This is a genomic window from Chitinophaga qingshengii, assembly GCF_014529935.1.
GTDB lineage: Bacteria > Bacteroidota > Bacteroidia > Chitinophagales > Chitinophagaceae > Chitinophaga > Chitinophaga qingshengii.
In genome coordinates this window covers 1,244,633-1,264,520 of sequence record NZ_JACVFC010000001.1, presented here as the reverse complement: position 1 = coordinate 1,264,520, position 19,888 = coordinate 1,244,633, and the positions used below count along the sequence as shown (strand labels likewise).

Genomic DNA, 19,888 nt, shown 5'->3' with positions numbered 1-19,888 from the left:
TAAACCCGCTTATGGAAGCATTACAATATCCTATCGGTCGTTTTGAACCGCTGCCTGACTATAGTCCCGCTATGTTACGGGAGTATATTTTTGATATACGCGACCTGCCCACCCATGTGGAACTGGCCGTACAAAACCTGGACGCTTTCCAGCTGCAGAAGCCCTACCGGCCCGGCGGATGGAATATCGCTCAGGTGGTACATCATCTGGCAGACAGCCATATCAACGCGATCACCCGCATGAAAATGGCGCTGACAGAAGAAAAACCTATTATTAAACCATACGATGAAGCGGCATGGGCGGAACTGGAAGATGTGAAAAACACGCCTATCAACGTGTCTGTTACGCTGCTGCATGCCCTGCACACCCGTTGGGCCAACCTCCTGGAACGCCTGACACCTGAACAATGGGAACGTTCTTTCATTCATCCCGAACATGGCCGGCGCTTTAACCTGAAAACCACGGTTGCCAACTACGCCTGGCACGGAAAGCACCACCTCGGCCATATACAGGGACTGAAAGAGCGGATGAACTGGTAAAGTATTATTATGAATATGGATTGGAAACTGCTGTCATCTGAATACCTCTTCAAAGACAATTGGTTGACCGCGAGGGTAGATAAATGTGTCACCCCACAGGGGACGATTGTAGAGCCTTATTACGTACTGGAGTATAACGACTGGGTAAATGCTGTGGCCCTCACTGAAGAAGGGCAGGTGGTGATGATCCGCCAATACCGCCAGGGCATTGGCCGGACACTGCTCGAAATTCCCGGCGGCACCATGGACAACACCGATCCGTCTCCTGAATTTGCGATGCAACGGGAGTTGCTGGAAGAAACCGGATACGAATTCAAAGAATTGATATCGCTGGGAAAAGTGGCTGCCAATACGGCGTCCAGTAACAACTACACCCATATGTTTCTCGCTACCGGTGGCCGTAAGGTAAAAGAACAGCAGCTGGACCACAACGAGGAAATTGAAGTGGTGCTGATGTCTGTTCCCGAAGTGCAACAGCTGATACTGGACAATAAAATTGTTCACAGCCTGCATGTTACCGGCCTGATGTATGCGCTGATGCACCTGGGACGAATGGAAATGAAATAATTATAATGCTTCTGCTACAATAAAGAAGCTGCCGCATACCAGGATCATATCTTCCGGTTTAGCATGCTGGCGTGCGGCCTGCAACGCGGCCTGCACCGATTCATAGGCGCGGCCCTGCAGCCCGTGTTGGGCGCCCATTTCCGCCAGCGCTACCTCATCCATGGCACGTGGTAACTGCGCCCGGCAGAAATAATAGGTGGCTGTAACGGGAAATAATGGCAGCACATTTTCTACCTCTTTATCCTTTACAAAACCAGTCACAATATGCAGGTGCTGGTAGTTGACATGTTCCAGCTGCTGTACTATTTCACGGATACCGGCTTCGTTATGACCTACGTCCATCACCGTTAGGGGATGCTCGCTCACTATCTCCCAGCGTCCGCGCAGCCCTGTCAGTTTACGTACCTGCGATAATGCTGCCGACACCTGCTCCCACGTAATATGCCAGCCCTTTTGCTGTAATTGTTTAACGGCAGATAATACCCCCATCACATTTTTCTCCTGGTATTGCCCGCTCAGATCCAACCGGAAACGATACATTTTATTTTGACGTGTATCCAGTACCGTTAGCTCCAGGTGATTGCCTTTGATATCGCTGCCATCTACCATCCATTCCTGGTCTGCAAAGAAAATGGGCGCATTCATATCAGTGGCCTTGCTGACAAACACCTGCTGTATTTCAGACTGTGTTTCGCTGATCACTACAGGAATGCCTTCTTTGATGATGCCCGCTTTTTCGAAGGCTATCTGGGGAAGCGTATCGCCCAGGATATTTTTATGGTCGAAGCTGATATTGGTGATGACAGACAGTTCCGGCGTAATCACGTTGGTACTGTCCAGCCGGCCGCCCAGTCCCACTTCTATGATGGCGACATCTACCTTTTCCTGTGAAAAATACTCGAAGGCCATGGCTACGGTGAGCTCAAAAAAAGAAGGGGCGATACTGTCGATAAACGGCCGCATATCGTTAGTGAACTTCACCACAAAATCTTCGGAAGCTACCTGTCCGTTGATACGGATACGTTCCCGAAAATCCAGCAGGTGCGGCGAGGTGTACAAACCGGTTTTATAGCCGGCCTGTTGCAGGATAGCGGCCAGCATATGGCTGGTAGAGCCTTTCCCGTTAGTACCGGCTACGTGTATGGTTTTAAAAGTATGCTGCGGGTTGTTGAGTTGTTGTAACAGCGCGACCGTATTATGCAGGTCTGTTTTATAAGCACTGGCCCCTACTTTGGTGAACATGGGTAGTTGTGAGTAGAGATAGTCCAGTGCTTCCTGATATGCATTCATAAGGGTAAATTAATAATTTACCGGGCAGCCAAGCTGACCTTTGTCTTTACGGTGGCCCAGCATGCTCGGGTTGAGCCGCAAAGCTACGAAAGCATCCGTATGGTTGATGCGATGTTGGAAAAGCGTGGTAAAAAGACTGTAGGAACCCACTACCAGCGGCCCCACACGGAAACCTGCCCCTACATCGGCCTGTCCGTTGTGGTTAATCACAAACGGCATATAGGCGCCAAATAGCTCCGTTTCGTAGCGTGGTGTAATTAACAACTGGGTCAGGGCATATGTTCTGGCCAGTCCGTTTTTCCCGGCATTCAATGCGATCACCGCATTGGCGCTGACAAAGAAACGGCTGTCGATATTATAATCGCCCATCAGGTTGAGGGTGGCGGGTAATGCCATCACAAAAGAGCTGTCGCTGTCGGTGGTGGGATTGGGATGGGCAGGAGAGAAATAGCGGTTCAACCGGGTGGAATATTGTTTCAGGCTTTCTTTGTCCCGGTAGGTGATATCCCTGGGATTGATATTGTCTTTCCGGAGATCCAGGTCCATGTTATTGGCGCCTTTTTGGTATTTGATCCGGCCGATATCCGTGAGGGATACACCCACGCGGAACTTGTATTCATCGGCGTCGGTACCTTCAAACTTGCCAAAGCCGCCGTTATCGGGGCGGTATTCATAAATAACGCCCAGGTCAAAGCCAACACCGTTATTGTGAAAGATTTGCAGGTTACGGTTATCCGGCTTCTGCCAGTGGTCCAGTTCTGTATTGTAGGCATACCGAAGGGTGCCGCTGGTAATATCGGCACTGCGTTTATTATTAAGCACAAAGTTGGTATTGGCTACCTGGGCATAACCGGCGGCCACGCCGCTCAGCAGTTTCACCGTCACACCAGCTTTCCAGCGGCTGTTGTATCCTTCATGAATCACCCGGGCATAGCTAAGCCCCAGTTCATTCCAGATGTGCGCGCTGGCGCTTACTTTTTCGATCGTGAGACTTTTGCCACGGTATTGCATATTGGGAAAGTCGTTACCAAAAAAGTTGGCCAGCGGAGTGGGCAGGTTGCCACCGCTGGCACTGGCACGCATACGCCAAACGAAGGAGACGGATTGTTTTTCATCGATCGCATACAACACGGAAGGCATCACAATGTCTGCCATACCCCAGCCGTTTTGCCGGCGGTTGGCAGTGGTGTCCAGGAAATAGTCCTGGTTACGTACCCAGTTGTTGGTAGCGGGTTGGTGGAACAGGATGGACTTGGGCACTTTCACGTAGGTATTGCCTCCTTTTACATCGGCCCCGATAATATTGACGTCCCACTTATACCGGTAGCCTGCTGCGCTGGCCGGATTGGAGAGTACGCCGTATATACCGGCATAGTTGCTGGTATTATAACCGGGGAATGACTGTGCTATGGCGGTGCTGGCCGTCCATAAAAATAGAATAGTACTGAATAGGATTCGCTGCATTCTCATTGTTGGCTTGTGTAAGACAGGTTTCTCAATGATTCTCTGATTTACGGATTTTTTGATTTGCGGATTTCGGGGGATGCTGATTTCTGTTCCCAGTGCAAACGCAATCAAAATCCCAGAAATCCGTAAATCAAAAAATCCCTAAATCAAAAAATTTGTATGGTTATTCGGCTTTGAAATAAAAGCGGATGGTACCGAACTGCACTTCGGGTGCGTCGGGATTTGCATTGTATTTTAACTGACCGTTGAGTGCAGCTTTCCGCGCAATGTCTATCAGTTGCGGGTTACTGAGGGTAGATCCTTTCATGCTGAAGGTAGCAGCGATCACATTCCCTTTTTGGTCTACTTTGATATTAACAGCGATATAACCGGACTCGGTGCCGTCGTAGGTAACGGATGGCCGGCTAATCAGATTGCGTCCATTGAGGTGGAAATCGGAACGTCCGCCACCGAGGCCGCCGCCCGTATATCCTTTAGCGTTAGGGTCGCCATTGAGCTGGCCCCGGTCGCCGGGTTTACCGGTGTTACCTTCACCGGTGGAGTTATTAGAGCCCTGCGCGCCATTGCCGCTATTGGCATTGGTGCTGGTTCCGCCGGAATACACGGCCTTAGGCTGAGGTTTGGGTGCTGGTGGAGCAGGTTTGGGTTCCGCTGCCGGTTTTTTCACCGGTTTGGTTACCGGCTTCGGCTCCAGCTTCTTAGGCATTTCCTTCGGTTTCTCTACCGGTTTTTCCGGCTTTTTTATTTCCGGAGCTTCTTCATCGTCCTGGGTAGCTACTTCCTGTGGGGCACTGTTATCTTTTTCAGTAGCAGCGGCTTCACTTTCTGCGGGGGCAGGGGTGGACGTTGCTGCACTGGGAGGATTCGGGTTAAGAGGTTGTTCGTCGCCCATACCGTCATCGGAAGTACCGAGGTTGACTTCCATCCCCAGGTCCTGGTCGGGTAGTGGTGGTGGCGCCGAAAAACCGGCAAATACCAGCGCTACTAACAGCAGCGCATGTACGCCGATCGTTACTCCTATTGCCTGAATATTTTTTTTACGGTTGTTTTCCTCCATGATAGCTGATTAAGCGCCTGTAAGCGTCAAAGTTAATCTTTTGAATGAAAAAAAATATAGATACAGCAAGCTGAATTTATCCATCTTTGCAAAAACTATGCTGTTAATCCTATTCGTTGCATTTTATTTTGCGGCTGTTGTATGAATTTGCTCAAACAAACTATCCGGCTATATCAAAATGCCTATACGGGCCTGTCTGCGGCTACCTGGTGGTTATCACTGGTATTGCTGATCAATCGCAGCGGCGCTATGGTAGTCCCCTTTCTGACGGTCTATCTCACTGTACACCTGCATTTTTCCATTGCCCAGGCCGGATTGGTGATGGCCTGTTTTGGTTCCGGCGCTATTATCGGTGCATTGCTGGGTGGCTGGCTGTCAGACCGGATCGGTTTTTACCAGGTACAGTTCTGGAGCCTCCTTTTTAACGGTTTATTACTCATTTTATTGGGCCAGATGCGCACCTTTCCGCAGATATGCGTGTGCGTATTTGTGTTAAGCTCCGTGGGCGACGCTTTCCGGCCGGCCAACAGTATTGCGATTGCAGCTTATAGTGCACCACAAAACCGCACCCGTTCCTATTCACTCAACCGGCTGGCGGTAAACCTCGGCTGGTCGGTAGGCCCGGCGCTGGGAGGCTTCCTCGCCAGCATCAGTTATCAATGGCTGTTTTGGGTAGATGGCGCTACCTGTATTGCTGCGGCCCTGCTGATGCGGATATTCCTGCCGTCGGTACCGGCGCCGGCTAAACCGGAAAAGACCGCTGTCGCCGCAAAAAAGGATAACGTATGGAACGACAGCCTCTATCTCTGGTTCCTGGTCTTCGGGATGATCAACGCCATCTGCCTCTTCCAGTTTTCCAGTATGGTACCGCTGTATTTTGAAGAAGTCATACACCTGAAGGAATGGGCTATCGGCCTGAATATGTCACTCAACGGACTGCTGATTGTGATGGTGGAAATGGTCATGGTGCATCACCTCGATGGAAAACGCCCCAACCTCGTATACGTGTCAAGAGGGGCCATGATGGTATGCCTGGCCTATGTGCTGCTCTGCCTGTTGCCGCCGGTATGGGGCATCGCAGCGGTGTTTATGATCGTAGTCACTTTCGGTGAAATGCTCTGTCTGCCCTTTATGAACAGCTTCTGGATCAGCCGCAGCCAGGACCATAACCGCGGGCAATATGCCGCGTTATACACGATTTCCTATTCCGTGGCCACTGTTGTATCGCCTACCAGCGGGGCTTTTGTGGTACAGCATATTGGATTCACCGCCTGGTGGGCTATCACCGCCGGCGGTTGTGTTATATCTGCACTCGGTTTTATGTGGCTGCAACGGAAAAGGGCCCGCGTGGAACAACTGATGGCTGCGTAATTGTTCAACAGTTTACGAATATTGTCCTGGAATGACTAATTTTGCCCAAAAAGGAGTAAAATTGGTAAATGAAAGTAATTCAATTTACTGTTCCGGTTGCTGAGGAAGGTTCTGTGGTGATCCAGGAGGACATACTTCCTTATTTTTATAATTACCTGCACCGTCATAAAGAGGCGCAGCTAACCCTGATCATCAAAGGGGAGGGGACGCTGATTGCGGGTAGTTACACCCAGCCGTTCAAGGCGGGTGATATTTATGTGATCGGCGCCAACCAGCCGCACATGTTCAAAGGCGATGCCCGCTATTTTGAAAACCTGAAAGAAAAGAATATCCACGCCATCCATATTTTCTTCGACCATGACAATGCCTTGAAAGGTATGCTGGCATTGCCGGAGCTGGAATCTGTCCGCAAATTCCTGCAGCTCACCCGTTCCAGCCTGCAGTTACCGGCGGTACACGAAGAAAAAACGGCAGCGGAAATCCTGCGGCTTTGTAAACTTACCGGGGCGGAACGGTTGTTTGCCTTTATGTCGCTGCTGACCTGGTTTTCCCGGCAGGTGAAGGATTGGAAATCATTGTCCACCGGTTTCCTGCGCCATGCTTACAGCGAATCGGAAGGGCTCCGGATGAATGATATTTACCAGTACACACTGGAACATTATGCAGAAAATATTTCCCTGGCGAGGATCGCGTCTGTGGCGCATCTGACTACCTACGCCTTTTGTAAATACTTTAAGAAACACACCCGCAAGACTTACCTCGAATTCCTCAATGAAATCCGTATCAATGCGGCCTGTAAAAAAATTATTAATGGTGATGCGGAGAGTATTGCATCGGTAGCGTATGCCACGGGGTATAACAACCCAATCACTTTTAACCGGGTATTCCGGAAGGTGACAGGTATGTCGCCGTCTGCCTATGCGCGTCAATACCGTTTCGGGCAAGAGAACGCGCATAGGAGCGGCTTTATCAATGAGTGGGAGGAAGTAGCGCTTTAGTGGGCGAAATCAGCCATGTAATCGCCTTGGATACGTTCTATCGGCGGATTAAAATATCCGAATTTCAGGTCCGGAAATTCTTCCCGGATCATTTCCTGTAATTGTTTAATGCCCATGCAGGGGCCGGGATCGGTAATACCCAGTTTGCCCAGGTACCAGTCGGGATCAATATTGAAATTGCGCCACTGGATCATATTCAGGCCGGTTTCCCGGATCAGTTTACGCAGGGCTTCATATTCTTCTTCCGTGTCAGTCATCCCCGGAAAAACAAAATAGTTGATGGACGTCCAGCCATTAAATTCCCGTACCACTTTCAGGCTTTCGATGATATCTTCAAAAGCATAGTTATTGGGACGGTAATACGGCGTATAATACCTTTCCTGGGCGGAATTGAGGCTCACCCGGATACTGTTGAGGCCCGCTTCACAGAGGGCGCGCACTGCATCGGGCTTGCTGCCGTTGGTGTTGATATTGATACTGCCTTTAGGCGTGTGTTTGCGTATTTCGAGGATAGATTCGCGGATGGTTTCCCACATGAGCAGTGGTTCACCTTCGCAACCCTGGCCGAAGCTGACGATCGGGAAAGGCGCTGTTTCCAGGTGCGGTACGGTATATTCCACGATTTCTTCCGCCGTAGGCTTGAAGCGGAGGCGGTCCTGCGTGGATACGATGGTCTCATCTTCCGGCTGGAAGGAGATACAACCCACGCAGTTCGCGTTACAGGCCGGAGAGGAAGGAATAGGGCATTCCCATCTTCCCATAAAATAATTACGGGCAGCAGGACATTCGTAGGTGAGGGCGCAATTTTCCGCCAGGTGTTTTACCAGCCTGTTATGCGGATAGGCGTCCATCAGCTGTTTTACGCCCTGTTTTACTTTTTTGGCGTCAAAACCGGCGCATTCCTGGCGGATATCGGCTTCGATACGGGTGGCAGGCACATAGAACTTGCCATCGAGCCAGCCTACTGCCGTGTAACAAAACAGGGGCAGGGTAGGAGCGTCCGGCATGGTTTCATAGGCAGCCAGGTAAAAACCGGTATGGGCAGGCGGGATAAACGCCGCTACGGCCCAACCTTTGTCACACAGGCCCATTTCGCCGGTTTCGGCGTCGATACCAATACCACGGCGGCCAGGCAGTTCATACAGATTACCGCCTTCAGGAAGTTCGATCCATTCTTCGGGATCAACCGGAAAGGCATCCCAGCCACTACGGCCTACCACTTGCATGGAGGTATCTTCAAAAATATTTCCCTTCCCGTCGGAGTATAATATGTAAGGTGTTTGTTTCAGCATATAATAAATTTACGATTTTGGAATTTTTTGATTTACGATTTCGGGAGTGTAAAAATTTGTTGCTTTCCCGAAATCAAAAAATCGTAAATCAAAAAATTCCAAAATTATCCAAGTCTTTCCCGGAAAAATCCGTTCATTTTTTCACGTTCTTCCTGTCCGGGCTCATCCACTATTTCCAGCTGGATGATTTTATTGGATTTAAAATCCATGGTGAACAGGTCATTCCGCAAAATTACGTTATTCAGCTCGTTCCAACCAATGCGTTTCTCAGAGAAGGTGGTAGGCAGACTGATGCCGGTATTGTCCATCTTCACATAGGAAGGCTGGAACAGCTTGTATTCCATCCAGCCGATGTAGGCCATGCCCAGACCAGTCACGAACATCAGCAGACCGGTAATTGGCTGCTGATGTCCCAGAAAATAAAGGCTGCCGCTGAGGCAAATGAATGCCTGTATCAGCCGGGCAACGCTGTTGGTTTCGCTGAATTTCCGTGTGCGCTTCACCACAAAAGGGAAGGCCAGGGAGAGGAAGCCTACGGCCATAAAAAAGCCTACCAGCAACCAGTTGGGCTGAGGTCCTTTATAAATGCCGATGGCATCAAAGAGAAACAGGATGCCTGCCAGCCCGTGCATCACCGGCAGCAGCCGGAGCCTGCTGGCTGTATTCGGGTGCAGGATACGCAAACGGTACATATACTTATGAATTAGCGCTCACCAGCAGGTTACAAAGTTTGAACAGCACGCGGGCACCTACGTTGGCATCCCAGTCGTCATGTGAAGCGCTCACCTCGTTGAGGTCAAAACCAATCAACTGGCGGCCGCTCGCCAATAAGCGTTTGAAAAGATAATATATCTGTTCGGCTTCAAAACCGCCGGCTACCGGGGTTCCGGTATGCGGGCACAGTTTAGGATCGAGGCCGTCAATATCGAAACTGATGTATACCTGTTGTGGCAGGGTGTCTATAATGCTGTCGCAGATAGCTTTCCAGGTTTCCCCTTCAAACTGGCGCTCTTTGATCTGTTTGTCGAAGAATGTCACCACACGGCCGTTGCTGGCGTTGATATAATCCACTTCCTCTTCGCAATAGTCGCGGATACCTACCTGTACCAGTTTGGTCAGCTGGGGAACTTCGGCCAGTGCGTTGTACATAATGGAAGCGTGGGAGTAGTGGAAACCTTCGTAGCTGTCACGCAGATCGCAGTGGGCGTCGATCTGCAGGATACCGAAGTCGCCTTTGTGCTCGCCGATAGCTTTGAAAAAGCCCAGCGGGGTGCTGTGGTCGCCACCGAGCAAACCTACCAGTTTGCCTTTTTCGAGCAGACCGCGGGTTTGATTGTACACCCATTCGTTCATTGCCCGGGTACCGTTGTTGACATCTACCAGCGTTTTCTTCAGAAACTCATTTTCAGAGATATCTCCGCCTTCGGTCAGGAATTTCAGGTACAGTTCTGCTTCTTTACGCAGATAGTCACTGCGCAGCAGCAGGTGTTTATCCGGTTCGCGCATAAAAAAGCCCTGTTTCCAGCCGTCCTTTACATCGGCATCGTACAGGTCTACCTGGAAGGAAGCCCGGAAAATATGTTCCGGCCCGCGTGCCGTACCGTTACTATAGGATACGGTCACTTCCCAGGGCACAGGCAGCAATACCAGCCTGGCTTCTTCTTCAGAAAAAGGTAAACCGAAAATGTTGTTGGATAACAACCCCACCGAGTTTGGGTCAAATTGAGATAAATCAGCCATGATAAAATCTTACATTTCAAAATTCCGCGCAAAGATAGCATTATGTTTACTTACAGCCTTCCTCCCTATAAAAAGAATTACCTTTTATATAAATTTTGTCGGAAGACGGTCATTTTGCGTTAATTTTGCCCCGTGAATTGGAAAGAGATAAATGCAGGTAAGGTAAGAAGAATGGAGAAGCTTTGCTGGTGGCGGATTTTACAGCCTGTGTCACAACAATAGGGAAGATAATTTTCATATGAAAAAAACAAATATTATTCTGCTGGTGGTGATTGCGGTTGCAATTGGTGTGATTGTGACCATGGTAGGTGACTTTAGTACCTATGAAACGTTCGCTACCGCACGAGAGAAAGAAGGGAAAGAATTTCATGTGATCGGCAAGCTGGATACCCTGCAGGCTATGCATTATGATCCCATTAAAGATGCCAACTTATTCAGCTTCTTCGTACACGATAAAACAGGTGAAACCCGCAAAGTCGTTTTCTACGGCGCCAAACCTACAGATTTTGAAAAAGCGGAGTCCGTGGTCCTCACCGGAAAAATGCAGGGAAATGAGTTCCATTGCAGCAAAATTCTCATGAAATGCCCGTCTAAATACAAAGACGACCAGGTAGTCGTGAGTGACAAACAGCTTTAAAAATTTTCAGATTTAGATATTTTGATATTTAGTTATTGAATTGGTTTTCAATAGTAAAATAACCAAATAAAAAAATATTTAAATTCTTCAATCTATATACCATTTCACATGAAATTTGAAGGGGAACATTTATTACCGGGCCAATTGGGCCATTTCTTCGCCATTCTGGCATTTGTAGCGTCATTGGTAGCCACGGTCTCTTATTATAATGCTGTTAAAGTCAAAGAGCCGTTGGTACGTGATTCATGGAAAAAGCTGGCCCGCTGGTCATTTGTGATACAGTCAGCTGCCGTAGTCGCCATCTTCAGCTGTTTGTTCTATATTCTCTTCAATCACTATTTTGAATATAAATACGCGTGGCGCAATACCTCCCGCGACCTGCCTACTCAATACCTGCTTTCCAGCCTCTGGTCTGACCAGGAAGGCAGCTTCCTGCTCTGGAGCATCTGGAACAGTATCCTCGGCCTTATCCTGATCCGTACTTCCAAGAACCTGGAAGCACCGGTGATGACGATATTCTCCCTGGCTCAGGTGATTTTTGCCAGCATGTTGCTGGGCATCTTCATCCTGGGTTATAAAGTGGGCAGTAATCCGTTCATGCTGCTCAGACAGGCGCCTGAAAACCAGGCTGCACCTATCTTCCAGCAGGCAGACTACCTGCAGCATATCCATGATGGTAATGGTCTTAATGTCACCCTGCAGAACTACTGGATGGTGATCCACCCACCCATATTGTTCCTCGGTTTCGCTTCTATGATCGTACCGTTCACCTTCGCCTTCGCCGGCCTCTGGACCCGCGACTACACCGGCTGGGTAAAACCCGTACTGCCCTGGACCCTCTTCGCGGTAGCGCTGCTGGGTACCGGTATCATGATGGGCGCCGCCTGGGCTTATGAATCCCTCAACTTCGGCGGTTACTGGGGCTGGGACCCGGTGGAAAACGCTTCCCTGGTGCCCTGGCTCACGATGGTGGCTGGCCTGCATACGCTGCTGGCATATAAACATACCGGCCATGCCCTGAAATCGACCGTCTTTTTCTTCTTTATATCCTACGTGCTGATCCTGTACTCCTCTTTCCTCACGAAGAGCGGTGTACTGGGCGACACTTCCGTGCACTCTTTCACGGATATGGGTATGACCGCCCAGTTGCTGTTTTCCATACTGGTGTTCACCGTCCCTTCTATTTATCTGTTGATTGCCCGCCGGAAAGAAATCCCGGGTAATAATAAAGAAGAAAGCACTTATTCCAGGGAGTTCTGGCTGTTCGTAGGCGCCCTGATCCTGCTGATTGCAGCCATCCAGGTGACCTTTACGACCTCCATCCCCGTATGGAATCAGTTGCTGGCACTCACCGGTCTGAAAGGCCTGTTTAAATTAGACGATCTGGCACCGCCTTCTGATGTCATGTTCCACTACAACAAAATCCAGATCTGGATTGCCATTGTACTGGGTGTGCTGACAGCTGTTGTACAGTTCCTGAAATACAAAGACACACCGAAAGGCGTCTTTACCCGCAAAGTATGGCTGCCTACCGCACTGGCACTGTTGTTCACATTGCTCATTGCCTGGAAAGGTCCTATCACCTTTGATAAATATGGTGCAGGTTTCCTCACCGCTATCTATATCATGCTGTTTGCCAGCATTTACGCGATCGTCGGTAACATTACCTACATCTTCGCCGGCCTGAAAGGCAAACTGAAAAATGCGGGCGCCTCTGTAGCTCACATCGGTTTCGGGATGGTGCTGCTCGGCGCACTGATCTCTTCTTCCAAAATGGAGGTGATTTCTATTGATCGCATGAAAATGCTCAACGATGGTTTCTTCCGTAAAGAGAGCAAACAGAACGCCCGTGAAAACATCATGCTGCCTAAAGATGTGCAGATACAGATGGGCGATTATCACGTGACGTATAAAGGTGATTCCATTGCCAAAGGCGATCCGAAGACCTACTACGTGATGAACTATGAGCGCAAAGACAAAACTACCGGTGAAGTAAAGGAAAGGTTTACCCTGTATCCGGATGCGTTTGTGAACAAGAAGGAAAACGCACTGTCTTCCAACCCGGCTTCCAAACACTACCTTACCCGCGATATCTTCACGTACGTGTCTGCCGCCCCTAACAAGGCGGAAGCTGCTGCTACCGATACCACTGCGTATGTGCCGCATGAAATCAAAATAGGGGACTCCGTTTTCTTCTCTAAAGGATTTATGGTACTGAAATCGCTGGAGACAACGCCGACCAATAAAAACTATGTGCCGGAGAAAAATGACCTGGCAGTAGGCGCCAAACTGGAAGTGTTTACACAAACAGATGATCACTTCAACCTGCAGCCGATCTATTTTATCCGCGACAGCAGCTACCAGTACAGTATAGAAGATACACTGGCGCCGTTGAACCTGAGCGTACGGTTTTCCAAGATCATGCCGGCAGAAAACAAGATCGAGCTGAAAGTGAAAGAAACCGCCGGTTTCAGCGACTATGTGGTCATGAAAGCGCTGGTATTCCCGTACATCAACGTATTGTGGCTGGGTGTTATCATCACTATCGTGGGTACTTTTATGAGCATCATCCAACGTACCCGTAAAACGGAAAAAAATAAACCCGCTGCAAAAAGAGAAGCAGCTAATATTTAAAGATTTTTAGATTTATTCATACAGGGGATCTGTATTACTTGAAAATTTTGCGTAGATTTTCAGGTAATTCAGATCCCCTGGTTTTTTAAACAAGCATCCCCGCTATGAAGCGATTTCTACGCAATTTGCTGATCGTGCTAATTGTCCTGGCAGCCATATATATGGTCGGACCACATCCAGCCAAGCCGGTATACTCCGCCACGCTGCCCACGGTCCCTGCAGATGGCCCCGCGCTGGAACAGTATATCCGTAATAAAGAATCACACCATCGCCTGAAGCCCGATAATGAAGCCCGTATTGTATGGGCCGATTCGCCGTATCATACTACTCCCTATGCCGTCGTGTACCTGCATGGCTTCTCTGCCAGCCAGGAAGAGGGGGACTCCATCCACCGCAGTTTTGCGCGGCGTTATGGCTGTAATATGTACCTCAGCCGCCTGGATGGCCACGGGGTAGATACCTCCGACCCGCTGCTCACCATGACGGCCGACGGTTTATGGAACGACGCCAAGGAAGCCCTGCAAATCGGCAAGGCACTGGGGCAGAAGGTGATTCTCATGGGTACCTCTACCGGAGGCACCCTGGCCCTGAAACTGGCAGCTACCTATCCGCAGGATGTGTATGCGGTCATTAATATGTCGCCCAACATCGCTATCAATGATAACCTGGCTTTCCTGGCCAACGACCCCTGGGGTTTACAGCTGGCCCGCCTGGTACAAGGCGGTAAATACAAGGAGTCTGTGGATACCAGCAAACTGCGGTCGCAGTACTGGTTTAACAAATACCGGCTGGAAGCGGTGGTACAACTGCAAAACCTCGTGGAAACATCCATGACGCCGGCAACTTTTGAAAAGGTGCATCAGCCGGTGCTCAATCTCTACTATTATAAAGACGAACAACACCAGGACCCTACAGTAAGGGTATCTGCTATCCTGGAAATGGAACAGCTGCTCGCCACGCCCGAAAACCAGAAAGCGGCTATCCCCATTCCGGGTGCCGGTGCCCATGTGATGGGCTGCTGGCTTACCGGCCACGATCTGCCCGCTGTAGCCAATGCTGTCAATGGTTTTGCCGATTCGGTATTGAGCATGAAGCCGGTATACTGATTGTTTTTTCAAGTCCTTTTTAATTGTACTATAGTCTGAAATGTTTTTTAACTTGTGGTAACATTTATCCATCAGCACCGTTAGAAATAGTATGCATTGCCGCCATCGACTCATTTTATCTGCCATCCTGCTCACGGGCATCTCGTTGTGCCGGCAGGAAGCCAGCGCGCAGTCGCAGCCTCACGGTGTGGACACCGTGGCCCTGCATGCAGTAGTGGTAGGCCATGATACTATTCCGGTGATCACCCTCGCTATCTTCGATGTGGTGGACAAAATGCCCAAAGCCCTGCGGAAAGAAAAAGAGCGCTATAACCGCCTCCGCAACGCCGTATATGTCACTTATCCATACGCCCGTACTGCCGCCCGGCTGCTGAAAGATGTGAACAGCCGCCTGGCTACCATGTCTTCCAAAAAAGAGCGGAAAGCTTTCCTGGCCTCCAAGGAAAAGGAAATGAAAGAACAATTCGGGGATAAACTGCAGAACCTCTCCGTATACCAGGGGAAAGTGCTGATGAAACTGATTGACCGCGAAACCGGGCAGAACTGCTATGAGATCATCAAAGAACTGAAAGGCGGCTTTAATGCCCGTGTGTGGCAAACAGTAGCCTTCTTCTTCGGGGGAAATCTGAAAAGCGATTACGACAAACAGGAAGACCACGATATTGAAGTGATTGTACAGGAACTGGAAATGTACCAGCGGTACCGCGCTTTTAATTAAATGGTTATCTTAGCTGTATGAAGAAAGCACGGATATTGTTATGTAGCCTGTTGTTAACCACGCTGGGCGCCCTGGCACAAAGTGAAGAAGATGTACCGGTTTATGTGATCGACAGTGTACTGGCTTCTCCCGCCCTGATGGAAAATCTTGCTCCGGACCAGATTGGTCTTATTACCATTGCCCACGGAAAAAAAGCTGTTTTGAAATATGGCAGTCAGGCTGCCAACGGGGTGGTTTATGTAGAAACAAAACCTTTTGCCCGTAAACGGGTACGCCGCCTGCTCAGCGCTGCCGCTCCGGCCTACGATAGCCTGTTGCAACGCTATGGCAGCGACAGCACGTTTCAATACATCGTCAACGATGTTCCCATTACGCCTACAGACGAAACCCGGCTGATGACGCTGGACCAGCGGACGTTTGTATCCCTGGAAATCATCTCTCCCAAGGTGCTGGAAGAGATTTATCATATCAAAAACCGGCAGGCCGGTGTGCGTATTGTCAGCACGGAAAAGTGATGCCTTACGCAATAATTTCCCATCTTTGCACCTCAATTTATTTACAGCATGAAACTGGATATACTCGCAATCGCTGTACACCCCGACGATGTGGAATTGGGTTGTGCAGGTACATTAATGGTACATGCGCAGCAAGGCATGAAAGCAGGTGTGGTAGACCTCACCCGCGGAGAGCTGGGTACCCGTGGTACGCCTGAACTGAGAGAAAAGGAAGCGCAGGACGCGGCAAAGATCATGGGACTGGAAATCAGGGAAAACCTGGGTCTGGCCGATGGTTTCTTCAGAAACGACACCATGGAACAAATGGCCATCATTACCGCCATCCGTAAGTACCAGCCGGATATCGTGCTGGCTAATGCGATGGATGACCGACACCCGGATCATGGCCGTGCCGGCAAACTGATTGCCGACAGCTGTTTCCTGGCAGGGCTGCGTAAGATAGAAACTTCCGTGGACGGTGTGCCGCAGCAGGCCTGGCGCCCTAAACAGGTGTTCCACTTTATACAGGACCGTTACCATGAACCGGATTTTGTGGTGGATATCACCCCGGTAATAGAAAAGAAACTGGATGCCATCCGGGCGTTTAGCTCCCAATTCCTCGCACCGAAAGACCATGAACCGCAGACCTATATCTCCGGCTCCGGTTTCTTCGACAGCGTTGTTTACCGCGCCAAAATGCTGGGAAAAATGGTAGGAGTGGACTACGCCGAAGGCTATACCTCCGCCAAAATGATCGGTATCCGCAACTTTGCTGACCTGATCAACGAAGTTACCTGATTCACGTTGCCGGATATACGTCATTGGCTAACGGTTACGCCAATACGTCAGTATACCGCCAAAAATATCGCCCCGGGCCTTTGCAGCGCCCGGGGTTTTGTTTTATATTGGATAGGGGAGTGATGGAGGGTTTCGTATTTCTTCACGTCCGGCCCCGGAGCCGGAGCAATTCAACCAACATGCAAAAGATATTCCTTCTCCTGTTGCTGGTAGTGGTTTTACAACCGGTTGCCGCGCAGCAGACTGACAGAAAACTGTATAACATACTCGCGCCATTACTGGCGGCGCATCATGGTGTGGCGGGTGTATATGTACATCATCTAAAGACCGGCAACACGGTAGCTATTAATGCCGACAGCGTGTTTCCCACGGCGAGTATGGTTAAAATGACCATACAGGCCGGAATTTTTGACCAGTTACGGCAGGGAAAACTGCAATACCGGCAGTTGCTGACCTACCGCGACACCCTGTTATATCCCGGGGACGATATTCTGGGCGCTTTTAAAGACGGGCAGCAGATCACGCTGGATAAAGTGATGATGCTGATGCTGACGATGAGTGACAATACGGCTAGTTTATGGCTACAGTCGTTGGCCGGGGGAGGGGCACAGATCAATGCCTGGCTGGAAGCCAATGGATTTAAGGATACGCGGGTGAATTCCAGGACACCGGGAAGGCAGTCTATCTGGGAAATATATGGATGGGGGCAAACGACGCCACGGGAGATGGCTACGCTGATGGAACGGATTTATAAGGGGGAAGTGGTGAGCCGTGCGGCGAGTGAACGGATGTATCGTAATCTTACCCGCAATTTCTGGGATTCGGAAGGCTTACGGATGGTGCCTCCGGATATCCGGACTGCGTCCAAAAACGGGGCAGTGGATGCGTCAAGGTCAGAAGTAATCCTGGTAAATGCGCCGCACGGCGACTATGTGTATTGCATCATCACAAAAAACAACGCTGATCAGCGTTGGGACCGGGATAACGAGGCGTGGGAACTGTTAAGGAAAGTAGGGGGTGCAATATGGCAGCATTACGAACCAAACAGCAAATGGAAGCCCGACCCCGGCTCGGGGCAGTTTTGATCGGCACAATGGGACCGGCTAAACACTAGATGAACAGATCTTTGGTAGCGTCAAATTCATCCTGTTTGATGATGCTGTTTTTAATAAACGGAATCAAAGCTAGTCCAATCGTTATAATCACCAGTAATACGTATTTTTTTTTCATTTCCATGCTGTTGTTAGTTTAAAAAAATCTCTGCTTATATAACTAAATAACGTGCCAAAAAGTTACAGAAATAGCATTAAAATGTTAAGTCCGGGAGAATATTTTTATTTATAAGGCAAAAGGGTGCGGACATCCTTCCTGTGTCTGCTAAAAGGTACATATATAGACAAACTCAATGTCACATTTTAAAAATCTATTTGATTAATAATGAAGGTAAAGTGATCTTTGCGCCGGTAAATTGAAACAGAACCTTGAACTATAAATCAAAAATCGAATAGAATTATGAAAAATGTTATTTTATCCGTAGGGTCAGAGTTTCCCGAATTCAAAAAAACGGCAGTTGTTTCCATCGAAAAAGGTAAAGAATTTTATGAGTTGTCTTCCGAAGAGCTGAAAGCTTCCGGTAAATGGATGGTAATGTTCTGGTGGCCCAAAGATTTTACTTTCGTTTGTCCTACTGAAATCGCTGAATTCAACAAACACGCGCAGGATTTCGTTGACCGTGATGCTATCCTGATCGGTGCATCTACCGACAGCGAGTTTGTACACGCTGCCTGGAGAAGAGATCACGAAGATCTGCGCGATCTGAAATTCCCGATGCTGGCTGACACCTCCAAATCTCTGGCAGATGAGCTGGGTATCCTGGAAGCGAACGAAAAAGTGGCTTACCGTGCTACCTATATCGTAGATCCTCAGGGCATTGTACGTTGGGTATCCCTGTACGACCTGTCTGTGGGCCGTAGCGTGAAAGAAGTACTGCGTGTACTGGATGCACTGCAAACAGATGAGCTGTGCCCTTGCAACTGGAACAAAGGCGAAGCTACCCTCGCAGTTTAATTTATTCGTATAACGATCCGCAAAGCAGCAAAGAGAACTTTGCTGCTTTGTTTTAAATAAAGCATACAACTTATGTTCGCAACCACTAACCAGGACACGGCCGTGCAGCTGCTGGAAGCAGTCGGTCTGGCAGGCACCACCCCCTCCGCCAGCCTGCAGTCCCTTGTAAATGCCGATGCGCGTTATCTGAAAGATCTGAAGATCAATGTTACCAATGCCCTGAATGCGGGTACCCTGAATAAAAAAGAAGCTTACCTGATTGGCGTAGCCGTAGCGGTGAATGACAAACATCCGGTGCTGCAGGCTTCCTTCGGGAAGCTGGCTACCGCAGAAGGCGCTACTGAAAAAGAAATTGCTGAAGTAATCAGCTGTACCTCCCTGATGAGTGCCAATAACGTGTTTTACCGTTTCCGTCACTTCGTGAACAAGGAGTTTTATACCGCCACTCCGGCAGGTATCCGGATGAGCATTATGGCCAACCCGGTAATCGGCAAAGAATTTTTCGAATTGCTGAGCCTCGTGGTATCTGCGCTCAACGGATGCGAAATGTGCGTAACTTCGCATGAAGAAGCAGTCCTGAAACAAGGTACTGAACAGCTCCGCGTACTGGAAGCTGTTCGTTTAGGGGCGGTACTGCGTAGTCTGGTCGTATTGTTATAAAATTTATATAAAAAATATCGACCTCATTCGGACAGATGTAAATTCGTCCTGCAGCCATTGATTATCAATAGTTTGTATGGTATTTGCCAGTCGGGCAGATACCTGGGATTAAACGGATTTAGAGGGATTGTGAATAAATTCATCTAATAATATTTGCAAATTCCATAAAAAAATTGGATTTTTGCATTCCTAAATTTTTTAAATCATGGCAAGAGTATGTCAGGTGACAGGAAAGAAGCCGATTACAGGTCACCATGTTTCCTTCTCCAACATTAAGACAAAGAGAAGGTTTCTGCCCAACCTGCAGAAAAAGCGCTTTTTCCTCGCGGAAGAAGACAAATGGATATCTTTAAAGGTATCTGCTGACGGTTTAAGAACCATCAACAAAAGAGGTTTGTATGCAGTAGTCAAAGAATTGCGTGCAGCTGGTACGGAAATCTAATTCTCAGGACT

21 protein-coding genes are annotated in these 19,888 nt (G+C 49.1%); 14 read left to right on the top strand and 7 right to left on the bottom strand.

Features of this window, described 5'->3' with window-relative positions:
- Window positions 1-11: 11 nt before the first annotated feature.
- Together ICL07_RS04515 and ICL07_RS04510 are read left to right on the top strand one after the other, a co-directional pair.
- Window positions 12-539, top strand: a complete 528-nt coding sequence (locus ICL07_RS04515; protein ID WP_188086738.1) for a YfiT family bacillithiol transferase — start codon at window positions 12-14, stop codon at window positions 537-539.
- A gap of 9 nt (window positions 540-548) precedes the next feature.
- The gene (locus ICL07_RS04510; protein WP_246484972.1) at window positions 549-1,106 is read left to right on the top strand and encodes an NUDIX hydrolase; all 558 of its coding nucleotides are present in this window, start codon (window positions 549-551) and stop codon (window positions 1,104-1,106) included.
- Here the strand turns inward: ICL07_RS04510 and ICL07_RS04505 are convergent, their stop codons facing one another.
- The 3 genes from ICL07_RS04505 to ICL07_RS04495 form a co-directional block, all read right to left on the bottom strand.
- Window positions 1,107-2,396 (bottom strand): bifunctional folylpolyglutamate synthase/dihydrofolate synthase, encoded by a 1,290-nt coding sequence (locus tag ICL07_RS04505; RefSeq protein ID WP_188086737.1) that lies wholly within the window; start codon window positions 2,394-2,396, stop codon window positions 1,107-1,109. It lies immediately after the preceding gene.
- A 9-nt stretch (window positions 2,397-2,405) separates the two neighbouring features.
- A complete protein-coding gene (locus ICL07_RS04500) occupies window positions 2,406-3,860 on the bottom strand; it encodes a DUF5723 family protein (RefSeq protein ID WP_188086736.1) in 1,455 nt (484 codons plus the stop codon).
- A gap of 166 nt (window positions 3,861-4,026) precedes the next feature.
- Window positions 4,027-4,920 carry a hypothetical protein gene (locus ICL07_RS04495; RefSeq protein WP_188086735.1) on the bottom strand — a complete coding sequence of 298 codons (894 nt, stop codon included), beginning with the start codon at window positions 4,918-4,920 and terminating at the stop codon, window positions 4,027-4,029.
- A 141-nt stretch (window positions 4,921-5,061) separates the two neighbouring features.
- Between ICL07_RS04495 and ICL07_RS04490 the strand changes: the two genes are divergently transcribed.
- Both ICL07_RS04490 and ICL07_RS04485 read left to right on the top strand, forming a co-directional pair.
- Complete coding sequence (locus tag ICL07_RS04490) at window positions 5,062-6,291, top strand: MFS transporter (protein ID WP_188086734.1); 1,230 nt, start codon at window positions 5,062-5,064, stop codon at window positions 6,289-6,291.
- A gap of 68 nt (window positions 6,292-6,359) precedes the next feature.
- The gene (locus tag ICL07_RS04485; protein WP_188086733.1) at window positions 6,360-7,289 is read left to right on the top strand and encodes an AraC family transcriptional regulator; all 930 of its coding nucleotides are present in this window, start codon (window positions 6,360-6,362) and stop codon (window positions 7,287-7,289) included.
- On the opposite strand, the gene ICL07_RS04480 is transcribed toward ICL07_RS04485, so the two are convergent.
- From ICL07_RS04480 to ICL07_RS04470, 3 genes are all read right to left on the bottom strand, one after another.
- Complete coding sequence (locus tag ICL07_RS04480; protein ID WP_188086732.1) at window positions 7,286-8,581, bottom strand: radical SAM family protein; 1,296 nt, start codon at window positions 8,579-8,581, stop codon at window positions 7,286-7,288. The genes ICL07_RS04485 and ICL07_RS04480 overlap by 4 nt on opposite strands.
- A 104-nt stretch (window positions 8,582-8,685) precedes the next feature.
- Window positions 8,686-9,273, bottom strand: coding sequence for a hypothetical protein (locus ICL07_RS04475; protein ID WP_188086731.1), 588 nt, complete (start codon window positions 9,271-9,273; stop codon window positions 8,686-8,688).
- A 4-nt stretch (window positions 9,274-9,277) separates the two neighbouring features.
- Window positions 9,278-10,321: an agmatinase family protein gene (locus ICL07_RS04470; RefSeq protein WP_188086730.1), complete on the bottom strand. Its 1,044-nt coding sequence runs from the start codon at window positions 10,319-10,321 to the stop codon at window positions 9,278-9,280.
- Between the two features lie 238 nt (window positions 10,322-10,559).
- On the opposite strand from ICL07_RS04470, the gene ICL07_RS04465 reads away from it, so the two are divergent.
- From ICL07_RS04465 to ICL07_RS04435, 7 genes are all read left to right on the top strand, one after another.
- The gene (locus tag ICL07_RS04465; RefSeq protein ID WP_188086729.1) at window positions 10,560-10,958 is read left to right on the top strand and encodes a cytochrome c maturation protein CcmE domain-containing protein; all 399 of its coding nucleotides are present in this window, start codon (window positions 10,560-10,562) and stop codon (window positions 10,956-10,958) included.
- Window positions 10,959-11,066: 108 nt separating this feature from the next.
- Window positions 11,067-13,592, top strand: a complete 2,526-nt coding sequence (gene ccsA, locus ICL07_RS04460; RefSeq protein WP_188086728.1) for a cytochrome c biogenesis protein CcsA — start codon at window positions 11,067-11,069, stop codon at window positions 13,590-13,592.
- Window positions 13,593-13,696: 104 nt separating this feature from the next.
- On the top strand, window positions 13,697-14,698 hold the full coding sequence (locus ICL07_RS04455; RefSeq protein ID WP_188086727.1) for an alpha/beta hydrolase: 1,002 nt from the start codon (window positions 13,697-13,699) through the stop codon (window positions 14,696-14,698).
- 91 nt (window positions 14,699-14,789) lie between these two features.
- A complete protein-coding gene (locus tag ICL07_RS04450; protein WP_188086726.1) occupies window positions 14,790-15,416 on the top strand; it encodes a DUF4294 domain-containing protein in 627 nt (208 codons plus the stop codon).
- Between the two features lie 17 nt (window positions 15,417-15,433).
- The gene (locus ICL07_RS04445; protein ID WP_188086725.1) at window positions 15,434-15,931 is read left to right on the top strand and encodes a hypothetical protein; all 498 of its coding nucleotides are present in this window, start codon (window positions 15,434-15,436) and stop codon (window positions 15,929-15,931) included.
- A 48-nt stretch (window positions 15,932-15,979) separates the two neighbouring features.
- A complete protein-coding gene (bshB1, locus tag ICL07_RS04440) occupies window positions 15,980-16,708 on the top strand; it encodes a bacillithiol biosynthesis deacetylase BshB1 (RefSeq protein ID WP_188086724.1) in 729 nt (242 codons plus the stop codon).
- A gap of 179 nt (window positions 16,709-16,887) precedes the next feature.
- A complete protein-coding gene (locus tag ICL07_RS04435) occupies window positions 16,888-17,793 on the top strand; it encodes a serine hydrolase (RefSeq protein ID WP_188086723.1) in 906 nt (301 codons plus the stop codon).
- 25 nt (window positions 17,794-17,818) lie between these two features.
- On the opposite strand, the gene ICL07_RS32590 is transcribed toward ICL07_RS04435, so the two are convergent.
- The gene (locus ICL07_RS32590; protein WP_262488163.1) at window positions 17,819-17,944 is read right to left on the bottom strand and encodes a hypothetical protein; all 126 of its coding nucleotides are present in this window, start codon (window positions 17,942-17,944) and stop codon (window positions 17,819-17,821) included.
- Window positions 17,945-18,220: 276 nt separating this feature from the next.
- Here ICL07_RS32590 and ICL07_RS04430 point away from each other — a divergent pair, with 276 nt between their 5' ends.
- The 3 genes from ICL07_RS04430 (at window position 18,221) to rpmB (ending at window position 19,877) form a co-directional block, all read left to right on the top strand.
- Window positions 18,221-18,775: a peroxiredoxin gene (locus tag ICL07_RS04430; RefSeq protein ID WP_188086722.1), complete on the top strand. Its 555-nt coding sequence runs from the start codon at window positions 18,221-18,223 to the stop codon at window positions 18,773-18,775.
- Window positions 18,776-18,847: 72 nt separating this feature from the next.
- Entirely contained in the window at window positions 18,848-19,435 is a 588-nt protein-coding gene (locus ICL07_RS04425) for a carboxymuconolactone decarboxylase family protein (protein WP_188086721.1), read from the top strand.
- A gap of 205 nt (window positions 19,436-19,640) precedes the next feature.
- Entirely contained in the window at window positions 19,641-19,877 is a 237-nt protein-coding gene (gene rpmB, locus ICL07_RS04420; protein WP_078670880.1) for a 50S ribosomal protein L28, read from the top strand.
- Window positions 19,878-19,888: the final 11 nt, after the last annotated feature.